Annotated in this window: 15 protein-coding genes and 2 pseudogenes; 9 read left to right on the plus strand and 8 right to left on the minus strand. The window is 46.4% G+C overall.

What is annotated here, in order from left to right; genetic code table 11:
• Positions 1-25 precede the first annotated feature (25 nt).
• Both ICN42_RS03530 and ICN42_RS03535 read left to right on the plus strand, forming a co-directional pair.
• Positions 26-1,213 carry a ribonucleotide-diphosphate reductase subunit beta gene (locus ICN42_RS03530; RefSeq protein WP_216250949.1) on the plus strand — a complete coding sequence of 396 codons (1,188 nt, stop codon included), beginning with the start codon at positions 26-28 and terminating at the stop codon, positions 1,211-1,213.
• A gap of 334 nt (positions 1,214-1,547) precedes the next feature.
• Positions 1,548-1,984 (plus strand): annotated as a pseudogene (locus tag ICN42_RS03535) (histone H1-like DNA-binding protein).
• Positions 1,985-2,065: 81 nt separating this feature from the next.
• On the opposite strand, the gene ICN42_RS03540 reads toward ICN42_RS03535, so the two are convergent.
• From ICN42_RS03540 to ICN42_RS03565, 7 genes and pseudogenes are all read right to left on the minus strand, one after another.
• Complete coding sequence (locus tag ICN42_RS03540) at positions 2,066-3,025, minus strand: carbohydrate kinase family protein (RefSeq protein WP_216250952.1); 960 nt, start codon at positions 3,023-3,025, stop codon at positions 2,066-2,068.
• A gap of 57 nt (positions 3,026-3,082) precedes the next feature.
• Complete coding sequence (locus ICN42_RS11885; protein WP_370626014.1) at positions 3,083-3,655, minus strand: DUF3426 domain-containing protein; 573 nt, start codon at positions 3,653-3,655, stop codon at positions 3,083-3,085.
• Between the two features lie 54 nt (positions 3,656-3,709).
• A pseudogene (gene prmA, locus ICN42_RS11890) lies at positions 3,710-4,630 on the minus strand (50S ribosomal protein L11 methyltransferase); the annotation flags it as partial.
• A gap of 34 nt (positions 4,631-4,664) precedes the next feature.
• The gene (gene accC / locus ICN42_RS03550) at positions 4,665-6,029 is read right to left on the minus strand and encodes an acetyl-CoA carboxylase biotin carboxylase subunit (RefSeq protein ID WP_216250957.1); all 1,365 of its coding nucleotides are present in this window, start codon (positions 6,027-6,029) and stop codon (positions 4,665-4,667) included.
• A 65-nt stretch (positions 6,030-6,094) separates the two neighbouring features.
• Positions 6,095-6,553 carry an acetyl-CoA carboxylase biotin carboxyl carrier protein gene (gene accB / locus ICN42_RS03555; protein WP_216250961.1) on the minus strand — a complete coding sequence of 153 codons (459 nt, stop codon included), beginning with the start codon at positions 6,551-6,553 and terminating at the stop codon, positions 6,095-6,097.
• Positions 6,554-6,589: 36 nt separating this feature from the next.
• Positions 6,590-7,039, minus strand: a complete 450-nt coding sequence (gene aroQ / locus ICN42_RS03560; protein ID WP_216250963.1) for a type II 3-dehydroquinate dehydratase — start codon at positions 7,037-7,039, stop codon at positions 6,590-6,592.
• Positions 7,040-7,267: 228 nt separating this feature from the next.
• On the minus strand, positions 7,268-7,795 hold the full coding sequence (locus ICN42_RS03565) for a TlpA disulfide reductase family protein (RefSeq protein WP_216250967.1): 528 nt from the start codon (positions 7,793-7,795) through the stop codon (positions 7,268-7,270).
• Between the two features lie 26 nt (positions 7,796-7,821).
• On the opposite strand from ICN42_RS03565, the gene mpl reads away from it, so the two are divergent.
• From mpl to mtgA, 6 genes are read left to right on the plus strand one after another with little or no spacing between them, the layout of a single operon-like run.
• Entirely contained in the window at positions 7,822-9,228 is a 1,407-nt protein-coding gene (gene mpl / locus ICN42_RS03570; protein WP_216250968.1) for a UDP-N-acetylmuramate:L-alanyl-gamma-D-glutamyl-meso-diaminopimelate ligase, read from the plus strand.
• Positions 9,229-9,233: 5 nt separating this feature from the next.
• Positions 9,234-9,962, plus strand: a complete 729-nt coding sequence (gene fabG, locus ICN42_RS03575) for a 3-oxoacyl-ACP reductase FabG (RefSeq protein WP_216250971.1) — start codon at positions 9,234-9,236, stop codon at positions 9,960-9,962.
• A 2-nt stretch (positions 9,963-9,964) separates the two neighbouring features.
• The gene (locus ICN42_RS03580; protein WP_216250976.1) at positions 9,965-11,953 is read left to right on the plus strand and encodes a ribonuclease catalytic domain-containing protein; all 1,989 of its coding nucleotides are present in this window, start codon (positions 9,965-9,967) and stop codon (positions 11,951-11,953) included.
• Positions 11,937-12,797 carry an energy transducer TonB gene (locus tag ICN42_RS03585; RefSeq protein ID WP_255539223.1) on the plus strand — a complete coding sequence of 287 codons (861 nt, stop codon included), beginning with the start codon at positions 11,937-11,939 and terminating at the stop codon, positions 12,795-12,797. Before ICN42_RS03580 ends, ICN42_RS03585 begins: the two co-directional genes overlap by 17 nt.
• Positions 12,798-12,839: 42 nt before the next feature.
• Entirely contained in the window at positions 12,840-13,748 is a 909-nt protein-coding gene (gene aroE / locus ICN42_RS03590) for a shikimate dehydrogenase (protein ID WP_216250979.1), read from the plus strand.
• A gap of 17 nt (positions 13,749-13,765) precedes the next feature.
• Positions 13,766-14,497, plus strand: coding sequence for a monofunctional biosynthetic peptidoglycan transglycosylase (gene mtgA, locus ICN42_RS03595; RefSeq protein ID WP_216250982.1), 732 nt, complete (start codon positions 13,766-13,768; stop codon positions 14,495-14,497).
• A gap of 2 nt (positions 14,498-14,499) precedes the next feature.
• Here mtgA and pyrF read toward each other — a convergent pair whose 3' ends face one another.
• Entirely contained in the window at positions 14,500-15,345 is an 846-nt protein-coding gene (gene pyrF / locus ICN42_RS03600; protein ID WP_216250985.1) for an orotidine-5'-phosphate decarboxylase, read from the minus strand.
• A 73-nt stretch (positions 15,346-15,418) separates the two neighbouring features.
• Between pyrF and corA the strand changes: the two genes are divergently transcribed.
• Entirely contained in the window at positions 15,419-16,390 is a 972-nt protein-coding gene (gene corA / locus ICN42_RS03605) for a magnesium/cobalt transporter CorA (protein ID WP_216250988.1), read from the plus strand.
• Positions 16,391-16,418 lie beyond the last annotated feature (28 nt).

The following is a 16,418-nucleotide window of genomic DNA, read 5'->3' on the forward strand; positions in this document are numbered from 1 at the left end:
TAAAAATAAGAATTAGGAGAAAGTTATGTTGAATTGGGAAGAAGAAGTTGCTCCTGCGCTAGCAAAAGCTGGGCTGGCACAACAACCGGCGGTAGTTGAGTCGCAACGTCCGCAGCCAGACCAAGTTGCAATTGCGGCCCCTCAAAATGTTGCGCCTGCACCTTTGCAAGCCGCTGCATTGACTGGTGGCGCAGCTCTACGTGTCAACGCAGCTGATAAGCGTGTGATTAATGCTAAGACTGACGTAAATCAGTTAGTTCCATTTAAATATAAGTGGGCTTGGGAGAAATACCTAGCTGGTTGTGCAAACCATTGGATGCCACAAGAGATCAATATGAATCGCGATATCGCGCTTTGGAAGGATCCCAATGGCTTAACTGAAGATGAGCGTCGCATTATTAAGCGCAATCTCGGTTTTTTCACGACAGCGGATTCCTTAGCGGCAAACAACATCGTTTTAGGCACATATCGCCACATTACCGCTCCAGAGTGCCGTCAATACCTATTGCGTCAGGCGTTTGAGGAGGCAATTCATACTCATGCCTATCAATATATTGTGGAATCTTTAGGTTTAGACCAGAGCGAAATCTTTAATGCGTACAACGAGATTGAGTCAATTCGCGCCAAGGATCAGTTCTTAATTCCGTTTATTGATGTTTTGACTGATCCTAATTTCAAAACTGGCACATTAGAAACTGATCAAATGTTGCTCCGTTCACTCATTGTTTTTGCTTGCGTGATGGAAGGTTTGTTCTTTTATGTTGGTTTTACGCAAATACTTGCAATGGGTCGTCAAAACAAAATGACGGGTGCTGCTGAGCAGTATCAATACATCCTTCGTGATGAGTCTATGCACTGCAATTTTGGTATCGATTTAATTAATCAAATCAAGCTGGAGAACCCGCAGTTATGGACTTCCGCGTTCAAAGATGAGATCAAAGCAATCTTCGAAAAAGCAGTTGAATTAGAGTACCGTTATGCAGAGGATACGATGCCTCGCGGAGTGCTCGGATTGAACGCGCCGATGTTCAAAGGTTACCTAAGATACATCTGTAATCGCAGATGTTTGCAAATAGGACTTGACGCGATGTTCCCAAATGAAGAGAATCCATTCCCATGGATGTCAGAAATGATTGATCTGAAAAAAGAGAGAAACTTTTTTGAGACACGCGTTATTGAGTATCAAACCGGTGGTGCGCTAAGTTGGGAATAAGTAGTTAATTAGAAAGCGCATAGCCGGCTAAATAGGAGATTAGACGGTTGGATAGTTTTAAAAGTCAGCAAAACCAGACTCAAATCCGAAAACCCTTGTCCAAGGGTGTCTGGACTACTCTCTCTATTTTTTCCAGCAAATTTAAGAAGCCGTTGCCCTTTGGGGTCACGGCTTTTTTTCCAGGATTCATTAGCGTGCAGCACTTAGCATCAAGCCGCGCGCCGATGAATGGCTCGCTCGTCGGCTCCAATAGGTTGCAAAACCAGGCGGAAATGAATGGTCGGGTCTTCTTAATCGGTAGTTTGTACTAATCCTCACGTGAAGGAGCATTACTATGGCAATCGCCAAGAAAAAAGTTGCTGCAAAGAAGCCTGCTGCTAAAAAAGTAGCTGCAAAGAAGCCTGCTGCTAAAAAAGTAGCCGCAAAGAAGCCTGCTGCTAAAAAAGTAGCTAAGAAGAAGCCTGCTGCTAAAAAAGCTGCTGCTAAGAAGCCTGCTGCTAAGAAAGTTGCTAAGAAGAAGCCTGCTGCTAAGAAAGTTGCTCGTAAAGTAGCTGCTAAGAAGCCTGCTGCTAAGAAAGTAGCTAAAAAAGCTGTTGCTAAAAAGCCTGCTGCTAAAAAAGTAGCTCGTAAAGTAGCAAAAAAAAAGTAAGTAAGCCTGCGGCGAAGAAAGCGGGCAAGGCTGTAAAAAAGCCCGTGGCTAAAAAAGTTGCTGCTTCAACAACGTTGAATCCAGCTGCTGCTTGGCCCTTCCCAACTGGCACACGCCCATAAGCTCTGCTTGTAGGCGGGTGAAGTTCAAAGGGATCTCTCGCGAGATCCCTTTTTTATTGCTAGTGCTGTAATAGATTGGTTTTAGAGTGCAAATCCAAATGCGGATTTGAATTGAGCGGCGATTTCGTCTTTACTCATTTGATGATTTTGTGGTCCCTGATGGGTAATCTTGATTGAGCCCATCAAGCTGGCCAATCGACCAGTAGTATCCCAATCCATGCCATTTTCTAGTCCAAACAGTAAGCCACCCCTAAATGCGTCACCGCAACCGGTTGGGTCAACCACTTTTGCTGCTGGTACTGGTGGAATTGCGATGCATTTACCCTCAAAGTAGATATCCGCACCTTCAGCACCCTTGGTAACGATGAGGGCTTTGACTCTTTCGGCTACTTTTGGCAGGCTCAGACCTGTTCTTTGGGAAAGCATTTCGCCTTCATAGTCATTTACAGCAAGGTAGCTTGCAATATCTACGAGCTCTAACAGTTCTGGACCATTGAACATTGGCAAACCTTGGCCTGGATCAAATACAAATGGAATCCCCGCTTCAGCTAGCTGGTGGCAGTGTTCCCACATTCCTTGACGACCATCTGGAGCAACGATTCCGAATTTAGCCGCAGCTTTCGCATTCTTGCTGCGCTCAGAAACCACTGTGGAAACTTGGTTTAAATGAGACTCGCCCATTGCACCAGGATGAAAGGCGGTAATTTGGTTGTTAGCTTGATCGGTAGTGATCATGGCTTGGGCAGTAAATGCCTGCTCAATCTGACGAATATGCGTTACATCAATCTTGAGCTGCGCAAGGCGAGTGAGATAAGGAATTGCATCGCCACCAACGGTTGCCATGATGACAGGGTCGCCACCAAGCAGATTGAGGTTGTAAGCAATATTGCCTGCACAACCACCAAATTCACGGCGCATTGTCGGAACTAGGAAGGCGACGTTGAGGATATGAATCTGCTCTGGCAGGATTTGATCGGCAAATTTGCCTTCAAAGTTCATGATGGTGTCGTAAGCGATAGAACCGCAGATCAAGCTGGCCATAAATAATTACTTTCTAATAAAAATCAATTGGAATGAGTGTGAAATAGGGTTTGCCGTCTATTTTTCAGGGTAAAAAATTCTGACGCGATAGCCTGCAGCATTTTGAGGAAGCGTAATCAGTAATTCAGAATGAAAAATTTCTCCAGAAGGTGCGCCCTGTCTTAAAAATTCAGGATGTGATTCTTGCCAAGCGCTTGGTAACCACTCTTGCGGAGTAAATTGCATCGTTTTGATTTCAGATTCCTCTGCATCGGTGAGAGAAATTTCTAAATTTGGGAATAAAACAGAGATCGCAAGACGATTTTGTATTTCAACTTGCAGTGCAGATTGATTTGAAGCGTTTTTAAGGCCCTCTCGCGCGTTTTCAGGCGAAAGAGTAACCGAAGTTATTTTCCAAGCGGCAAAATCGCTTACAGAGCGATTTACACACCCTAGTGCACGACACAATTGTTCATCCAACTTCTGCAGAAGAGAAAAAGCACTTGTTGCAATCGCGGGAGAGCTGCCATCAACACGAGTTGCTAGCGTTGGCAGTAGAGAATTTCTAGAAAGATGCTCGCCAAAAACAATCAGCAAGAGGAAAAAAAGACTGAGAAGAATTAATTTAAGACTTTTTTTTTGAGCCGGCACCGAGGTGTCTGAGTTTTTAGCAGTCAAGCTTGCTTCATCACCCTTTGCGGGTAGAGTGCCGTGCAAGCAGACCCAGCCTTCACTTTCTTTCCAGACCGAAAGGGTTAACCATTGGCTGTAAGTAGCAATCACTTCTTCTGCTTGACGAGCCAGAACGCCTGAGAGAACAATTTTCCCACCCGGGCGCATCTTGTTTACCAAGGCTGGAGCTAAAACTTGTAGTGGATTAGCCAAAATATTAGCCATCACGATGTCGTATTTGGTTTCTGCTGCAAGTTCTGGCGCATTTTCGTTTGGCAGAACAAAACGAATAGTCGTATTGTTAATTTCTGCGTTGCTACGTGCTGCAACCATGGCTTGTGGATCAATATCAGTGCCAACCACAGGTTTGCAACCCAGTTTGGCGGCGGCAATGGCCAGAATTCCAGATCCACAGCCATAATCTAAGAGACTTTGGTTCTCAAGTTGTGTGTTTTGTTCAAGCCAAAGTAAGCAAAGATGGGTCGTTGGATGGCTGCCAGTCCCAAATGCCAGTCCTGGATCTACTGCTAAACAAATTGCATTTGGATCTGCAGGTGCTTCATGCCAAGATGGCACCACCCAAATACGTTCACCAATCTGAATCGGGGCAAATTGACTTTGGGTTAAACGAACCCAATCTTGCTCTTCAACGATCTTTTGTTCTGGCGCTGGAAGATTGAATCCAGCTTCCTTGAGAGATGCTAGTAGCTCGGGAATGAAGTTCTCTGCATCTGAGTTATCCAACTCAGGATTAAACAGCGCGGTTACCGAAGAGCGATCCCATGCTTGAACTTCTGGTGATAGCCCGGGTTCGCCATAAAGTGGGTTTTCATCGTAACCACCTGCAGCATCATCTTCAACAGTGACAGAGAGTGCGCCCACTTCCAACAAGGCATCACCCAAAGGCTCTGCAATCTCTGCTGGGACCGTGAAAACAAGTTCACGATAGGACATGCTTACTCCAAATCAACATCAATTGACCTTCGGTTTAGGGCTTACCGCGACTGGCGGCTTGCTCTTCGAGGCGGTGCTCCAGATAGTGAATGCTGGTTCCACCTTCCATGAAGTTCGGATCGAGCATCAGTTCACGATGAAGAGGGACATTGGTTGTAATGCCATCAATCACCATCTCAGAAAGTGCGATTTGCATACGACGGATCGCTTGCTCGCGAGTATTGCCGTAAGAAATCAACTTACCAATCATGGAGTCGTAATTGGATGGCACTACATAACCGCTATAGGCATGTGAGTCGACACGAATACCAGGACCTCCTGGCATATGGAATGAACCAATTTTGCCTGGGCTTGGTGTGAACTTGAATGGATCTTCGGCATTGAGACGACATTCAATGGCATGACCACGGAAAACGATGTCTTTTTGGCGATAGCTGAGTTTTAAGCCGGCAGCGATACGAATTTGTTCTTGAACGATATCAACGCCAGTAATCATTTCAGTCACTGGGTGCTCTACTTGAACGCGGGTATTCATCTCAATGAAGAAAAATTCATTGTCTTCATACAAGAATTCAAAAGTACCGGCGCCGCGATAGCCAATTTTTCTACAGGCTTCAGCACAGCGCTCACCGATTTTGGCGATCAAGCGACGATCAATACCTGGCGCCGGAGCTTCTTCAATCACTTTTTGGTGACGACGTTGCATTGAGCAATCGCGCTCGCCTAACCAAATCGCATTGCCATGGGTATCGGCCAAAATCTGAATCTCGACGTGGCGAGGTTTCTCCAGAAACTTCTCCATATAGACTTCTGGGTTGCCAAAAGCACGACCAGCTTCTTCTTTGGTCATGTTTACTGCATTTAGTAAGGCAGCTTCGGTATGCACGACGCGCATACCGCGACCACCACCACCACCCGCAGCTTTAATAATGACTGGGTAGCCCACTTTTTTTGCAGTAGCAATAATTTCTTTTGGATTGTCGGGTAATGCGCCTTCAGATCCAGGAACGCAAGGAACGCCCGCTTTAATCATGGCGCGCTTAGCTGAAACCTTGTCGCCCATCAGGCGAATCGAGGCTGCAGTAGGACCAATGAAGGCAAAACCCGATTTCTCAACACGTTCAGCGAAGTCGGCATTCTCGGAGAGAAAACCATAGCCTGGATGAATTGCTTCAGCATCAGTCACTTCCGCTGCTGAAATGATGGCGGGCATATTAAGGTAGCTAAGTGGTGATGGGGCAGGCCCAATGCAGACTGCTTCGTCTGCAAGCTTCACATATTTAGCTTCTTTATCTGCGGTCGAGTAGACCACCACAGTTTTAATTCCCAACTCGCGACATGCGCGTTGGATACGGAGAGCAATTTCTCCGCGATTGGCAATCAGAATCTTATCGAACATGTCGGCTCTGAGTTAAGTAACGGTGGATTGGAGTAGATCTAAAGATGATCAAGTATGAAGAGTAATTAAGCGATGATGAATAGCGGTTGGTCAAACTCAACACCTTGACCGTTTTCACACAGAATTTGCTTAATAACACCTGCTTGCTCAGATTCGATCTCATTCAGGAGCTTCATCGCTTCAATAATGCAGAGCGTTTGACCCACTTTAACTGTGTCGCCTACTTTGACGAAATCTGGAGACTCAGGATTAGGTGCGCGGTAGAAAGTGCCTACCATCGGTGAGCGTGCTACAAAACCAGTTTCAGCAGGAGCCTCTTCAGCTACTGGGGTAGCCTGTGCGACTGCGGGAGTAGCTTGCGTTGCCTGAACAGGCGCTGGATTGGCATAAACCACTTGACCAGCGGGTGCTGGAGATCCAGCATTCACAATACGAACACGATCTTCACCTTCATTAACTTCTAATTCAGAAATTCCTGATTCAGAAACAAGGTCAATTAGGGTTTTCAGTTTTCTCAGATCCATGGAAAAGCTTCCTCTCTTGTAATGCTTAATTAATCTTTATTTTTGTAAACGCGCGATTGCTGCTTGTAGTGCTAATTCGTAACCAATGGCACCCAAACCACAAATCACGCCAGTGGCGATGTCAGATAGGTAAGAATGCTTCCTAAATTCTTCACGTTGGTGAATATTCGATAGGTGTATTTCAGTAAAAGGGATCGCAACTCCAGCCAATGCATCACGTAAAGCAACGCTGGTATGGGTAAAAGCACCTGGATTGATGATGATGAAATCCACCCCATCTTGTTTAGCCTTTTGAACTCGGTCAATTAGTTCGCCTTCATGATTACTTTGAAAGGTGGATAAATCGACTGAATTGGACTTAGCGATTGCGCCAAGCTTTGAATGAATATCTTCTAGAGTAGTTTTGCCGTAAATCTCTGGCTCACGGCTTCCTAGCAGGTTAAGGTTAGGGCCTTGGATAACGAGAATTGAAGTATTTTTCGACATAGATCGATATTTTTAGAGGCAGTTAGGTTTAATTACATTAATAAAGCTTTTCTCTAAAACTGCTTACTCTATGAAGAATTCTCTTCACCAAGCACAGGGAAAGTATACCCCTAGAATCTTTGGATAGATTCAAAAATGATTCAAAAAAATAGCCCTTTTTCTAATTTTAAGAGCAGATATTGCTAAATAGAGGGTCACCTAAGGGTGAATAAAGATCTTAAAAGTAGCTTATAAAGCTGATTTAATAGCACTTCTGAGCTCTTCTTCGCTTATCTTTCCTAATTTGCTGTTTGTGGCCTTACCTTGTGGATTGATGATGATGGTGTACGGAAGTGCGCCTTGGCTATTCCCCATCTGCTTGGACAAGTTGCTGCCTTCTAGGCCACCAATGACGATTGGGTAAGAAACAGGCGTTTTTTCAAGGAATTCACGAATGTTAGAGGGTGAATCAATGCCAATGCCGACAAATAAGACATTTTGACTCTTAAATTCTTGCTGTAGTTTGTCCAAAGTAGGCATTTCTTCCACGCAAGGGGGGCACCAGGAAGCCCAAAAGTTCACAACCAAGACTTTTCCGCGCCATTGATCAGTGTCAACCGATTTTCCATTGGGCGTTTGCCATGGGTTGGCAAAAAAGGCTTTGATAGCGGGATCATTTGCTAGGCCAGCTGTATAAATCCATTGCGAAGTCAGGACTCCTGCCACGAGGGCTGCAAGACTAATTCCGGCGATGCTAATCCACTGTCTTCGGTTCATTGCTACTCCTTAGCTAAAATTCCCCAATGCATATTCATATCTTGGGCATTTGCGGTACTTTCATGGGCGGCATTGCCGCAATCGCTCGGCAAGCCGGACATCGCGTTACTGGCTGTGATGCCAACGTGTATCCACCTATGAGCACACAGCTTGAAGCACAAGGCATCGAGCTCATCGAGGGATTCTCGCCTGATCAATTATTACAGTTTGAAACGATGCCAGATTTATTTGTGATCGGTAATGTCGTTTCTCGTGGCAATCCATTGATGGAGGCCATTCTGAATCAAGGGCTTCCTTACACCTCTGGACCACAATGGCTGGGCGAGCAAGTGCTGTTTGGTCGACATGTGTTGGCTGTTGCCGGCACGCACGGTAAAACAACTACCTCAGCGATGTTGGCTTGGATTTTGGAGTTCAATGATTACAAGCCAGGTTACTTAATTGGTGGGGTGCCTTTGAATTTCACGGTATCTGCCCGTTTAGGCGAAAGCAAATATTTTGTTATTGAAGCTGACGAATACGACACGGCCTTTTTTGATAAGCGCAGTAAGTTTGTCCACTATCGTCCGCGCACGGCTTTATTAAATAATCTTGAGTTTGATCACGCTGATATTTTTGCTGATCTTGCTGCAATCGAAACACAGTTTCATCATTTAGTGCGTACTGTTCCGGGAAACGGTCTTGTCGTCGTGAATGGTGAGGAGCCTGCTTTAGAAAGAGTAATCGCACGAGGTGTTTGGGCGCCGGTGGAAAAGTTTGGTCAAGATAAGCAAAATGCCTGGTCTTTGATTTCGCAAGATGCTGATGGCTTTATTGTTTTGCAAAATGGCAAAGAGGTCGCCACTGTAACTTGGGCTTCAGACTCTGGTGTTATGGGTCGTCATAATCAACTGAATGCATTAGCTGCTATTGCATCCGCAAATCACATTGGCATTTCACCAGCTAATTCTGCGCGGGCTTTAGCTGAATTCAAAAATGTGAAGCGTCGATTAGAGACGATTGGTGTAGCAAACGATGTGACCGTCTATGATGATTTTGCGCACCACCCAACAGCGATTACTACTACGGTAGATGGCTTACGTCGTCGTGTAGGGCAGTCTCGAATTTTGGCAGTGTTAGAGCCTCGATCCAATACGATGAAACTCGGTGTCATGAAAGCCCAGTTGCCTAATAGTCTAGAGGCAGCCGATAAGGTTTTTGCCTATGGCGCTAGCGTTGGTAAAGAATCTTTGGGATGGGATCTGAAAGAAGTTCTATCCCCCTTAAATACAAAAGACAGTGATCGTGCTATGGCCTTTGATGATCTATCTGCATTGGTTAAGGCTGTTGCCAATGAAGCAAAGCCTGGTGATCATATTTTGGTGATGAGTAACGGCGGATTTGGTGGAGTGCACCAAAAAATATTGACTGCAATTCAAGAGAGAGTAGGGTAATCGGCATGAGATTAAAAGACAAAGTCGCCATCATTACTGGTGCTGCAAAAGGTATCGGATTTGCAACTGCGAAGCGATTTGCCGAAGAGGGTGCAAAAGTCATCATTGCGGATGTGAATCCAGATGCAGTTAAAGTCGCTGCCGATCTGATTCCTGGCGCTGAAGGTTATGTCGTCAATGTGACAGACCGCGCGAGTATTGAGGCGGCAGTTGATCAAATCATGCAACGCCATGGCCGTATTGATATCTTGATTAATAACGCTGGCATTACTCAGGATGCGCGCTTGGTCAAAATGACTGAAGCGCAATTTGATACGGTGATTGATGTCAATCTCAAAGGTGTGTTCAATTGCACTCAGTTGGTGGTGCCGCATATGTTGGAAGCTGGTAAAGGCGCTGTTGTTAATGCTTCGAGCGTCGTTGGAATTTATGGAAACTTTGGTCAGACCAACTATTCAGCTACAAAGTTTGGCGTGATTGGGTTTACAAAAACTTGGGCACGAGAATTAGGTGCAAAAGGTATTCGGGTAAATGCAGTGTGCCCAGGATTTATTGCTACTGAGATGGTGAAAGCCATGCCAGAAAATATATTGAAAGATATTGAAAGACGCAGTTGGCTAGGTCGCTTGGGCACTCCCGAAGAAATGGCGAACGTATATCTGTTTCTTGCAAGTGATGAGGCCAGCTATGTCAATGGCGTAGCGCTTGAGGCCAGTGGCGGGATCTCACTCTAAGCATGCATCTTTTATATGAAGAGGGTGGCGACATCAAAGTCGCCACAGTCCAGTCTGCCTCGGGCGCTGGAGAAGCGGAGTCATGGCAAGCGACTAGCCTTTCTGGCAAGAAGATTAAGTTAAAAGCCAAAGAGGTTTGGTTGCGCTTTGAAAAGCCAGAACCGCAAGCGCTGATGGATGAGGCTCATGCTTTATCCAAAGAGATTGATTTGCAATTCTTGTGGGATTGCGCGCCTGATGAAGAGTTTGGTTTGGTGGATGTTGCTCAGGAGTACTTTGGAGCACAAGCAAGCATTCCTCAGCAGACGGCATTAGCGATTGCCTTGCAAGGTGCGCCAGTATTTTTCCGTCGCAAAGGGCGGGGACGTTTTCAAAGGGCGCCACTCGAGCAATTGCAGGCTGGCTTAGCTGCGCTTGAACGCAAGCAAAAAGAGTTAGAGCAGCAAGCCTCATGGCAAAAAGAGCTTGTTGCTGGTGTGTTTCCGGAAACACTTCTGTCTCAAGCAAATCAACTCCTGTTTTCTCCGGATAAAAACACCTCTGCCTACAAAGCATTGATTGCAGCATGCTCTGAATCAGGGGAGTCGCCAGCGCAGTTGATGATCCGCTGCGGCGCGATTGATTCGCCCTTGCAATATCACCAAGGTATGTTCTTAAAAGCCCATTTCCCTCAGGGTGCCGCGCATGACCAAAGCTTAGTGGTTGAGCAAGCCGCATTAGACGCCGCTATTTCGGAATTACCTTTAGCTGAAGTGAGCGCGTTCTCGATTGATGATTCGGGTACTACTGAAATTGACGATGCTCTATCCGTTACTCTGCTTGAGGGAGGTGGGCATCGTATCGGTATTCATATTGCGGCACCAGGTTTAGTTATCAATAAGGATAGCGACTTAGATCGGGTCGCGCGTACTCGGATGTCTACCGTATATTTTCCTGGTGACAAGATTACGATGTTGCCGGATACGGTGATTGCGCAGTTCTCATTAGATGAGGGTGCTCCTCGCCCAGCTTTATCGATTTATGTGGATATCGATCCGGCTGGAGTAGTAGATAGAGATTCTTTACAGTTGCGTGCGGAGATGGTTCCGATGGGATCTAATCTTCGCTTGGAGAATTTAGAACATCTCGTAACGGAAGAAAGTTTGGCTGATGAATCCGCTAGCTATGCTTATCGTCAAGAGCTCAGTACTTTATGGGTGGCGGCGAAGTTATTGCATGCAGGCCGGCAAGAGCAGCGGGTAGTTAATGGATTGCGTGCCGAGCAATTGGGAGCGTTAGATCCGAATGCATTAGCAAGAGACTTCCATTTTCAAATTAAAGAAGTGGATGGCAGTCAACGGGTTGAGATCACTCCTCGCCAACGCGGCTCAATTCTAGACACTATCGTTGCTGAGTGGATGATTTATTGCAATAGCGCTTCAGGACGTTTGCTAGCGGATCATGGATTGCCAGGGCTATTTCGCACCCAAAAGGGTTGGGGTCCACTGCGCACTCGTATGCAGACGACGCCTGGCCCACATGAGGGGTTGGGTTTGGACTATTACGCTTGGTGCACCTCCCCTTTGCGTCGTTATTCCGATTTAGTAAACCAGTGGCAGTTGATTGCGATAGCGAAGCATGGCATTACTGCCAAGATGGTGGCGCCATTTCCTCCGCGAGATGCTGCTTTGATGGGTATCGCCGCTGACTTTGAGGCTTGTTATTCAGCTTATGGCGAGTACCAAGATCGCTTAGAGAAATATTGGTGTTTGCGCTGGGCTTCTCAGGATGAAGTGCCTAAGCAGGTCTTTGTAAGGCATCTCAAAGAAGGTATGTCTCGAGTAGAGCCCGTCCCATTGCATTTACCAATTCCAGAGTTGGCTACTCACCCTCGTCTGACTCGAGCTGAAGTGAGTATTGCTGATGTAGATCTGTTGCAACTCACTGCGGGAGTTCGGGTTGTTCATATAGAAACTCCAGAAGTTCCTGAGAGTGATGCCAGTCTCGCCTAAGCTAATAGGATTAGTAGGGCGCTTAGATGGTAGTTGGCGCCGGTATCCGTTTGGCTATGCATTAGGCCTGTCTATTCTGGCTCACCTCCTCTTTTTATCATTTCGATGGGGCATGGGGGAGATTGAGAATCGTCGTTTAAACACGCCACTCAGCGTTGTCCTAGTGAATGCCAGTAATCAAGTGGCACCCAAGCAGGCTAATAAATTAGCGCAAGCAGATTTATATGGGGGTGGCAACACGCCCAATCAAGACGCTAGCGCGCTTCACCGCGCAAGACTCGGTGCAGATGCTCGTCTCGAAGTTTTGGAAAAACAGCAAAAACAAATGCTGGCAAAGCTTGAAGCAGATCGAGCGCTATCGGGCGGTCGTAAAAGTGGTGACGAGAAAAGGGCCGCAACTCAACTGAACTCTTTAGAGGCTGAGTTGGCAAAGCGTTTGCAAGTTAATGGTCGCGAGCCTCGTCGTAAGGTCTTGACCGGTGCTAGTACAAAGGCGGTGGTATTTGCGCAATATTACGATGCTATGCGTCAGAAAATAGAGGCTTATGGCAGTGCATTTTTCCCACGAGCCAATGGCCGGCCCTTGTATGGAAGTTTGGTCATTGTCGTAAGCGTAGATGCTCAAGGACGGATTGCCAATAATGCGCAAGGCAGAGATGGTTTGAGTATTGGGCGAAGTTCTGGCAATCCTGAGTTAGATCGCCAAGCCCTAGCCATTATTCGCGCTTCCGCCCCCTTTGGAGCCTTTACAGTAGAAATGCGCAATCAGATTGATATCTTGGATTGGGTCTCGACTTTTGATTTCACACGAGATGGATCTGATCGTTTAGATTTGCGCCCTTAATTCAGCAACGTATTGCGAAATTTCGCTTATCCTGTAGTCAATATGAGCCATCCCACTTCCACTGAGCTGCACACTGATCCCAGTCAATTTCCTGGTGTAGATGTCTATGTGGTTGCAGGTAATCCGATCTCTCACAGTAAATCTCCCGCTATTCATCAACGCTTTGCTCAGCAGTCAAATCAAGTAATGCACTACGGACATTTACAGCCTGCGCTTGATGAATTCAAAGCTGCCGCGCAATCTTTCTTTGCTGCTGGCGGTAAGGGGATGAATGTGACCGTGCCATTTAAGTTGGATGCTCAGGCGCTTGCAGATGTATTAACCCCACGCGCGCAACTTGCTGGTGCTGTAAATACTTTACGCATTGAAGGTGGAAAAATATTTGGGGACAATACTGATGGTGCTGGTATGGTAAGAGACCTATTAGCTCAGGGTATTCAAATTAAAGGTGCCCGAATTTTATTATTGGGCGCGGGTGGCGCTTCTCGCGGAGTGCTTGGTCCTTTGCTGGAGCAATCACCCAAAGAGCTCATCATTGCCAATCGATCCAATGCTAAGGCTGATGAATTAGTTCAATTATTTAGCGGCTTGGCTACCTCACTGAATGTTGTATTGCGGGCGGTTACCTTGAGTGAGTTGGAGGATTCGAGCAAAACAAACGCCGCTGTTGATTTGGTGATTAATGCTACAGCCGCCGGTCTCTCTAATGAGTCCCCCATCAATGATGCGGCAGCCAGCAATCTCTTTACTCCACAGTCTTTTGCCTACGATATGGTCTACGGCAAAGTCACAGCATTTATGCAACAAGCATTGCATCGTGGCGCACGGGTTAGTGATGGCTTGGGTATGTTGGTAGAGCAAGCAGCAGATGCCTTCTTAATTTGGCGTGGCGCGAAGCTTGCTGATGCAATTGATTCTCGCGCGGTATTGGCGGAACTGCGTACTTCCTAATCTTTAGCTGAGCTTCGATGCGCTGGCTTCGTTACCTTCTGAAGTGTTTACTTGGCGGATTTATCGCTATGCAAATCTATTTTGTAATTCAGATTGGAATGTGGGCAGCGCTTGATCCTAGTAGTACTGCGTTTCAGAGGGCCGAACGTTGGCGACTGTGTGGGCTCAATTGGTCTTGTCCAATACAGTCATCTTGGGTTCCTTACGACAAAATCTCTAATAATCTCAAGCGTGCTGTTTTAGTGAGTGAGGATGATATTTTCTTTCAGCATATGGGTGTGCGGTTTGAGGATATGCAAAAAGCCTGGACAAAGAATCAGCAAGGTAGCGCTAGATCTAAAACTGCTTTGCGTGGTGGCTCCACGATTACGCAGCAGCTCGCAAAGAATCTCTTCCTTTCTTCTGAGCAAAATTATTTTCGTAAGGCGCAGGAACTCATCATTACAGGTCTGCTTGAGGTCATGCTACCTAAGCAGAGATTGTTTGAAATTTATTTGAATTCAGTGGAGTGGGGCGAGGGCATCTTTGGAATCGGCGCTGCCTCTCAGCATTACTATGGCATTAAGCCCGCATCACTTGATCGAGAACAGTCAGCAGCTTTAGCCTCCGCATTGCCAGCACCGAAGTGTTTCGACAAAGTGCAATACTGCCGCAAGGCCAATATTCACTTCCCTACAAGACAAGACTTTATTTTAGAAAATATGGATAGGGTGGCTTTAACACCCATGCAGAGAGCCAAACCCCGCTAGTTTTATTTGCTAGTCGCTGCTCGCAGGGCATCTCTCGTAGTAATAGCTACTTTTCTAGCTGCCTCAGCAAAATCATTGCCAGAGCTGGCATACAAGATTGCTCTGGAAGAGTTGATCATCATGCCTCTACCCGGCTGATTCGGAATGCTGCCAGCTTTGACGGTGGCATCAATATCACCGCCTTGAGCGCCAATACCAGGGATCAGTAAGGGCATCTCGCCCACAATAGCTCGCACCTTGGCTATTTCTTCGGGGAAGGTTGCACCAACTACGAGACTGATTTGGCCAGAGGCATTCCATTTTTGTGCGGCTAGCTTGGCAACATGTAGGTATAGAGGTTCGCCACCAGGTGACACATTCAAGAATTGAAGGTCGGAACCACCTGGGTTTGAGGTACGACATAAAACAATCACGCCTTTACCAGCATGCTTTAGATAAGGCTCGATAGTGTCAAAGCCCATGTAAGGGTTGACGGTGACCGCATCTGCGCCATAGCGCTCAAAAGCCTCTAAGGCGTAGTGATCTGCCGTACTACCGATGTCACCGCGCTTGGAGTCCAAGATGACAGGGATATGGGGATATTTGTCTTTAAGGTATCGAGTCAGTTTTTCAAGTTGGGCTTCAGCTCTTTGGGAGGCAAAGTAGGCGAACTGGGGCTTAAAAGAACAGGCGGTATCTGCAGTAGCATCAGCAATCTCGCGGCAGAACTCAAAAATTCCCTCAGGCTTACCTTGGAATGACGCAGGCAAGCGCTTGGGATCTGGGTCAAAGCCCATACACAACATACTGCCTTGGGAAGCCCATGCGGACTGGAGTTGTTGGGTAAAGGTATTTGGACTGGAGTTCATTGGGATTGGCTTATTTTAGTGAAACTGTCATGTTCTATAGGATAAACTAGCGCACATTCCTTAGGAGTTCACCATGATCAACTTGTTCGTCCTGCAAAATGGCCGCCTCTCTCAAGAGCAAGTGGAAGATCGCAATGAATTGTTGCAATACTCCAACCCTATCTGGATCGACGTCGTTGATCCTGAGGAGGAGGAGCTTCTCTGGATTAAAGAGGCTTTTGGCGTCCTTTTGCCTGAATTAGATGATTTGGGTGACTTAGAAGCTTCCGCACGTTATTTCGAGGCTGACGACGGCCACCTCCACATCCGCACTGATTTCTTGTTGGATGAAGAAGAAACTTCACGCAACGTACGAGTTGCTTTTGTCATGACCAAACAAGTCTTGTTCTCTATTCATGATGAGGACTTGCCAGTATTCCGCTTGGTGCGTTTGCGCGCGCGTTTACGCCCAGGTTCGGTGAGCAATGCGAAAGACGTTTTACTCGACTTGTATTCCACTGATGCCGAGTATTCTGCTGACGCTTTAGAAGAGGTTTATGAAAACCTAGAGCAAGCAGGTAAACGCGTTCTGCAAGATGACATTACCGATAATGATGCAGAAGAAGTGCTCGAAACGATTGCTAAGGAAGAGGACACCAACGGACGCATTCGTCGCAACGTGATGGATACCCGTCGTGCACTATCTTTCTTAATGCGTAGCAAATTATTGTCTGATGAGCAGCAAGAAGAAGCGCGTCAGATTTTGCGAGATATTGATTCACTAGAAAACCATACCGCGTTCTTGTTCGATAAGATTAACTTCTTGATGGATGCGACAGTGGGTTTTATTAACTTGAACCAAAGTAAAATCATCAAGATCTTCTCGGTGGTATCCGTTGCCTTAATGCCGCCTACTTTGTTAGCGAGTGTATGGGGAATGAACTTCCGCTACATGCCAGAGCTTGAACAAACTTGGGGTTATCCAGTTGCCATTCTTTCAATGGTGATTTCTGCGATGATTCCTTTATGGTACTTCCGCCACAAAGGCTGGCTGAGCTCACGCTAATTTTGTAGTGCTCACTATTGTACTAATG

This window comes from Polynucleobacter sp. 71A-WALBACH (assembly GCF_018882365.1).
Lineage (GTDB): Bacteria > Pseudomonadota > Gammaproteobacteria > Burkholderiales > Burkholderiaceae > Polynucleobacter.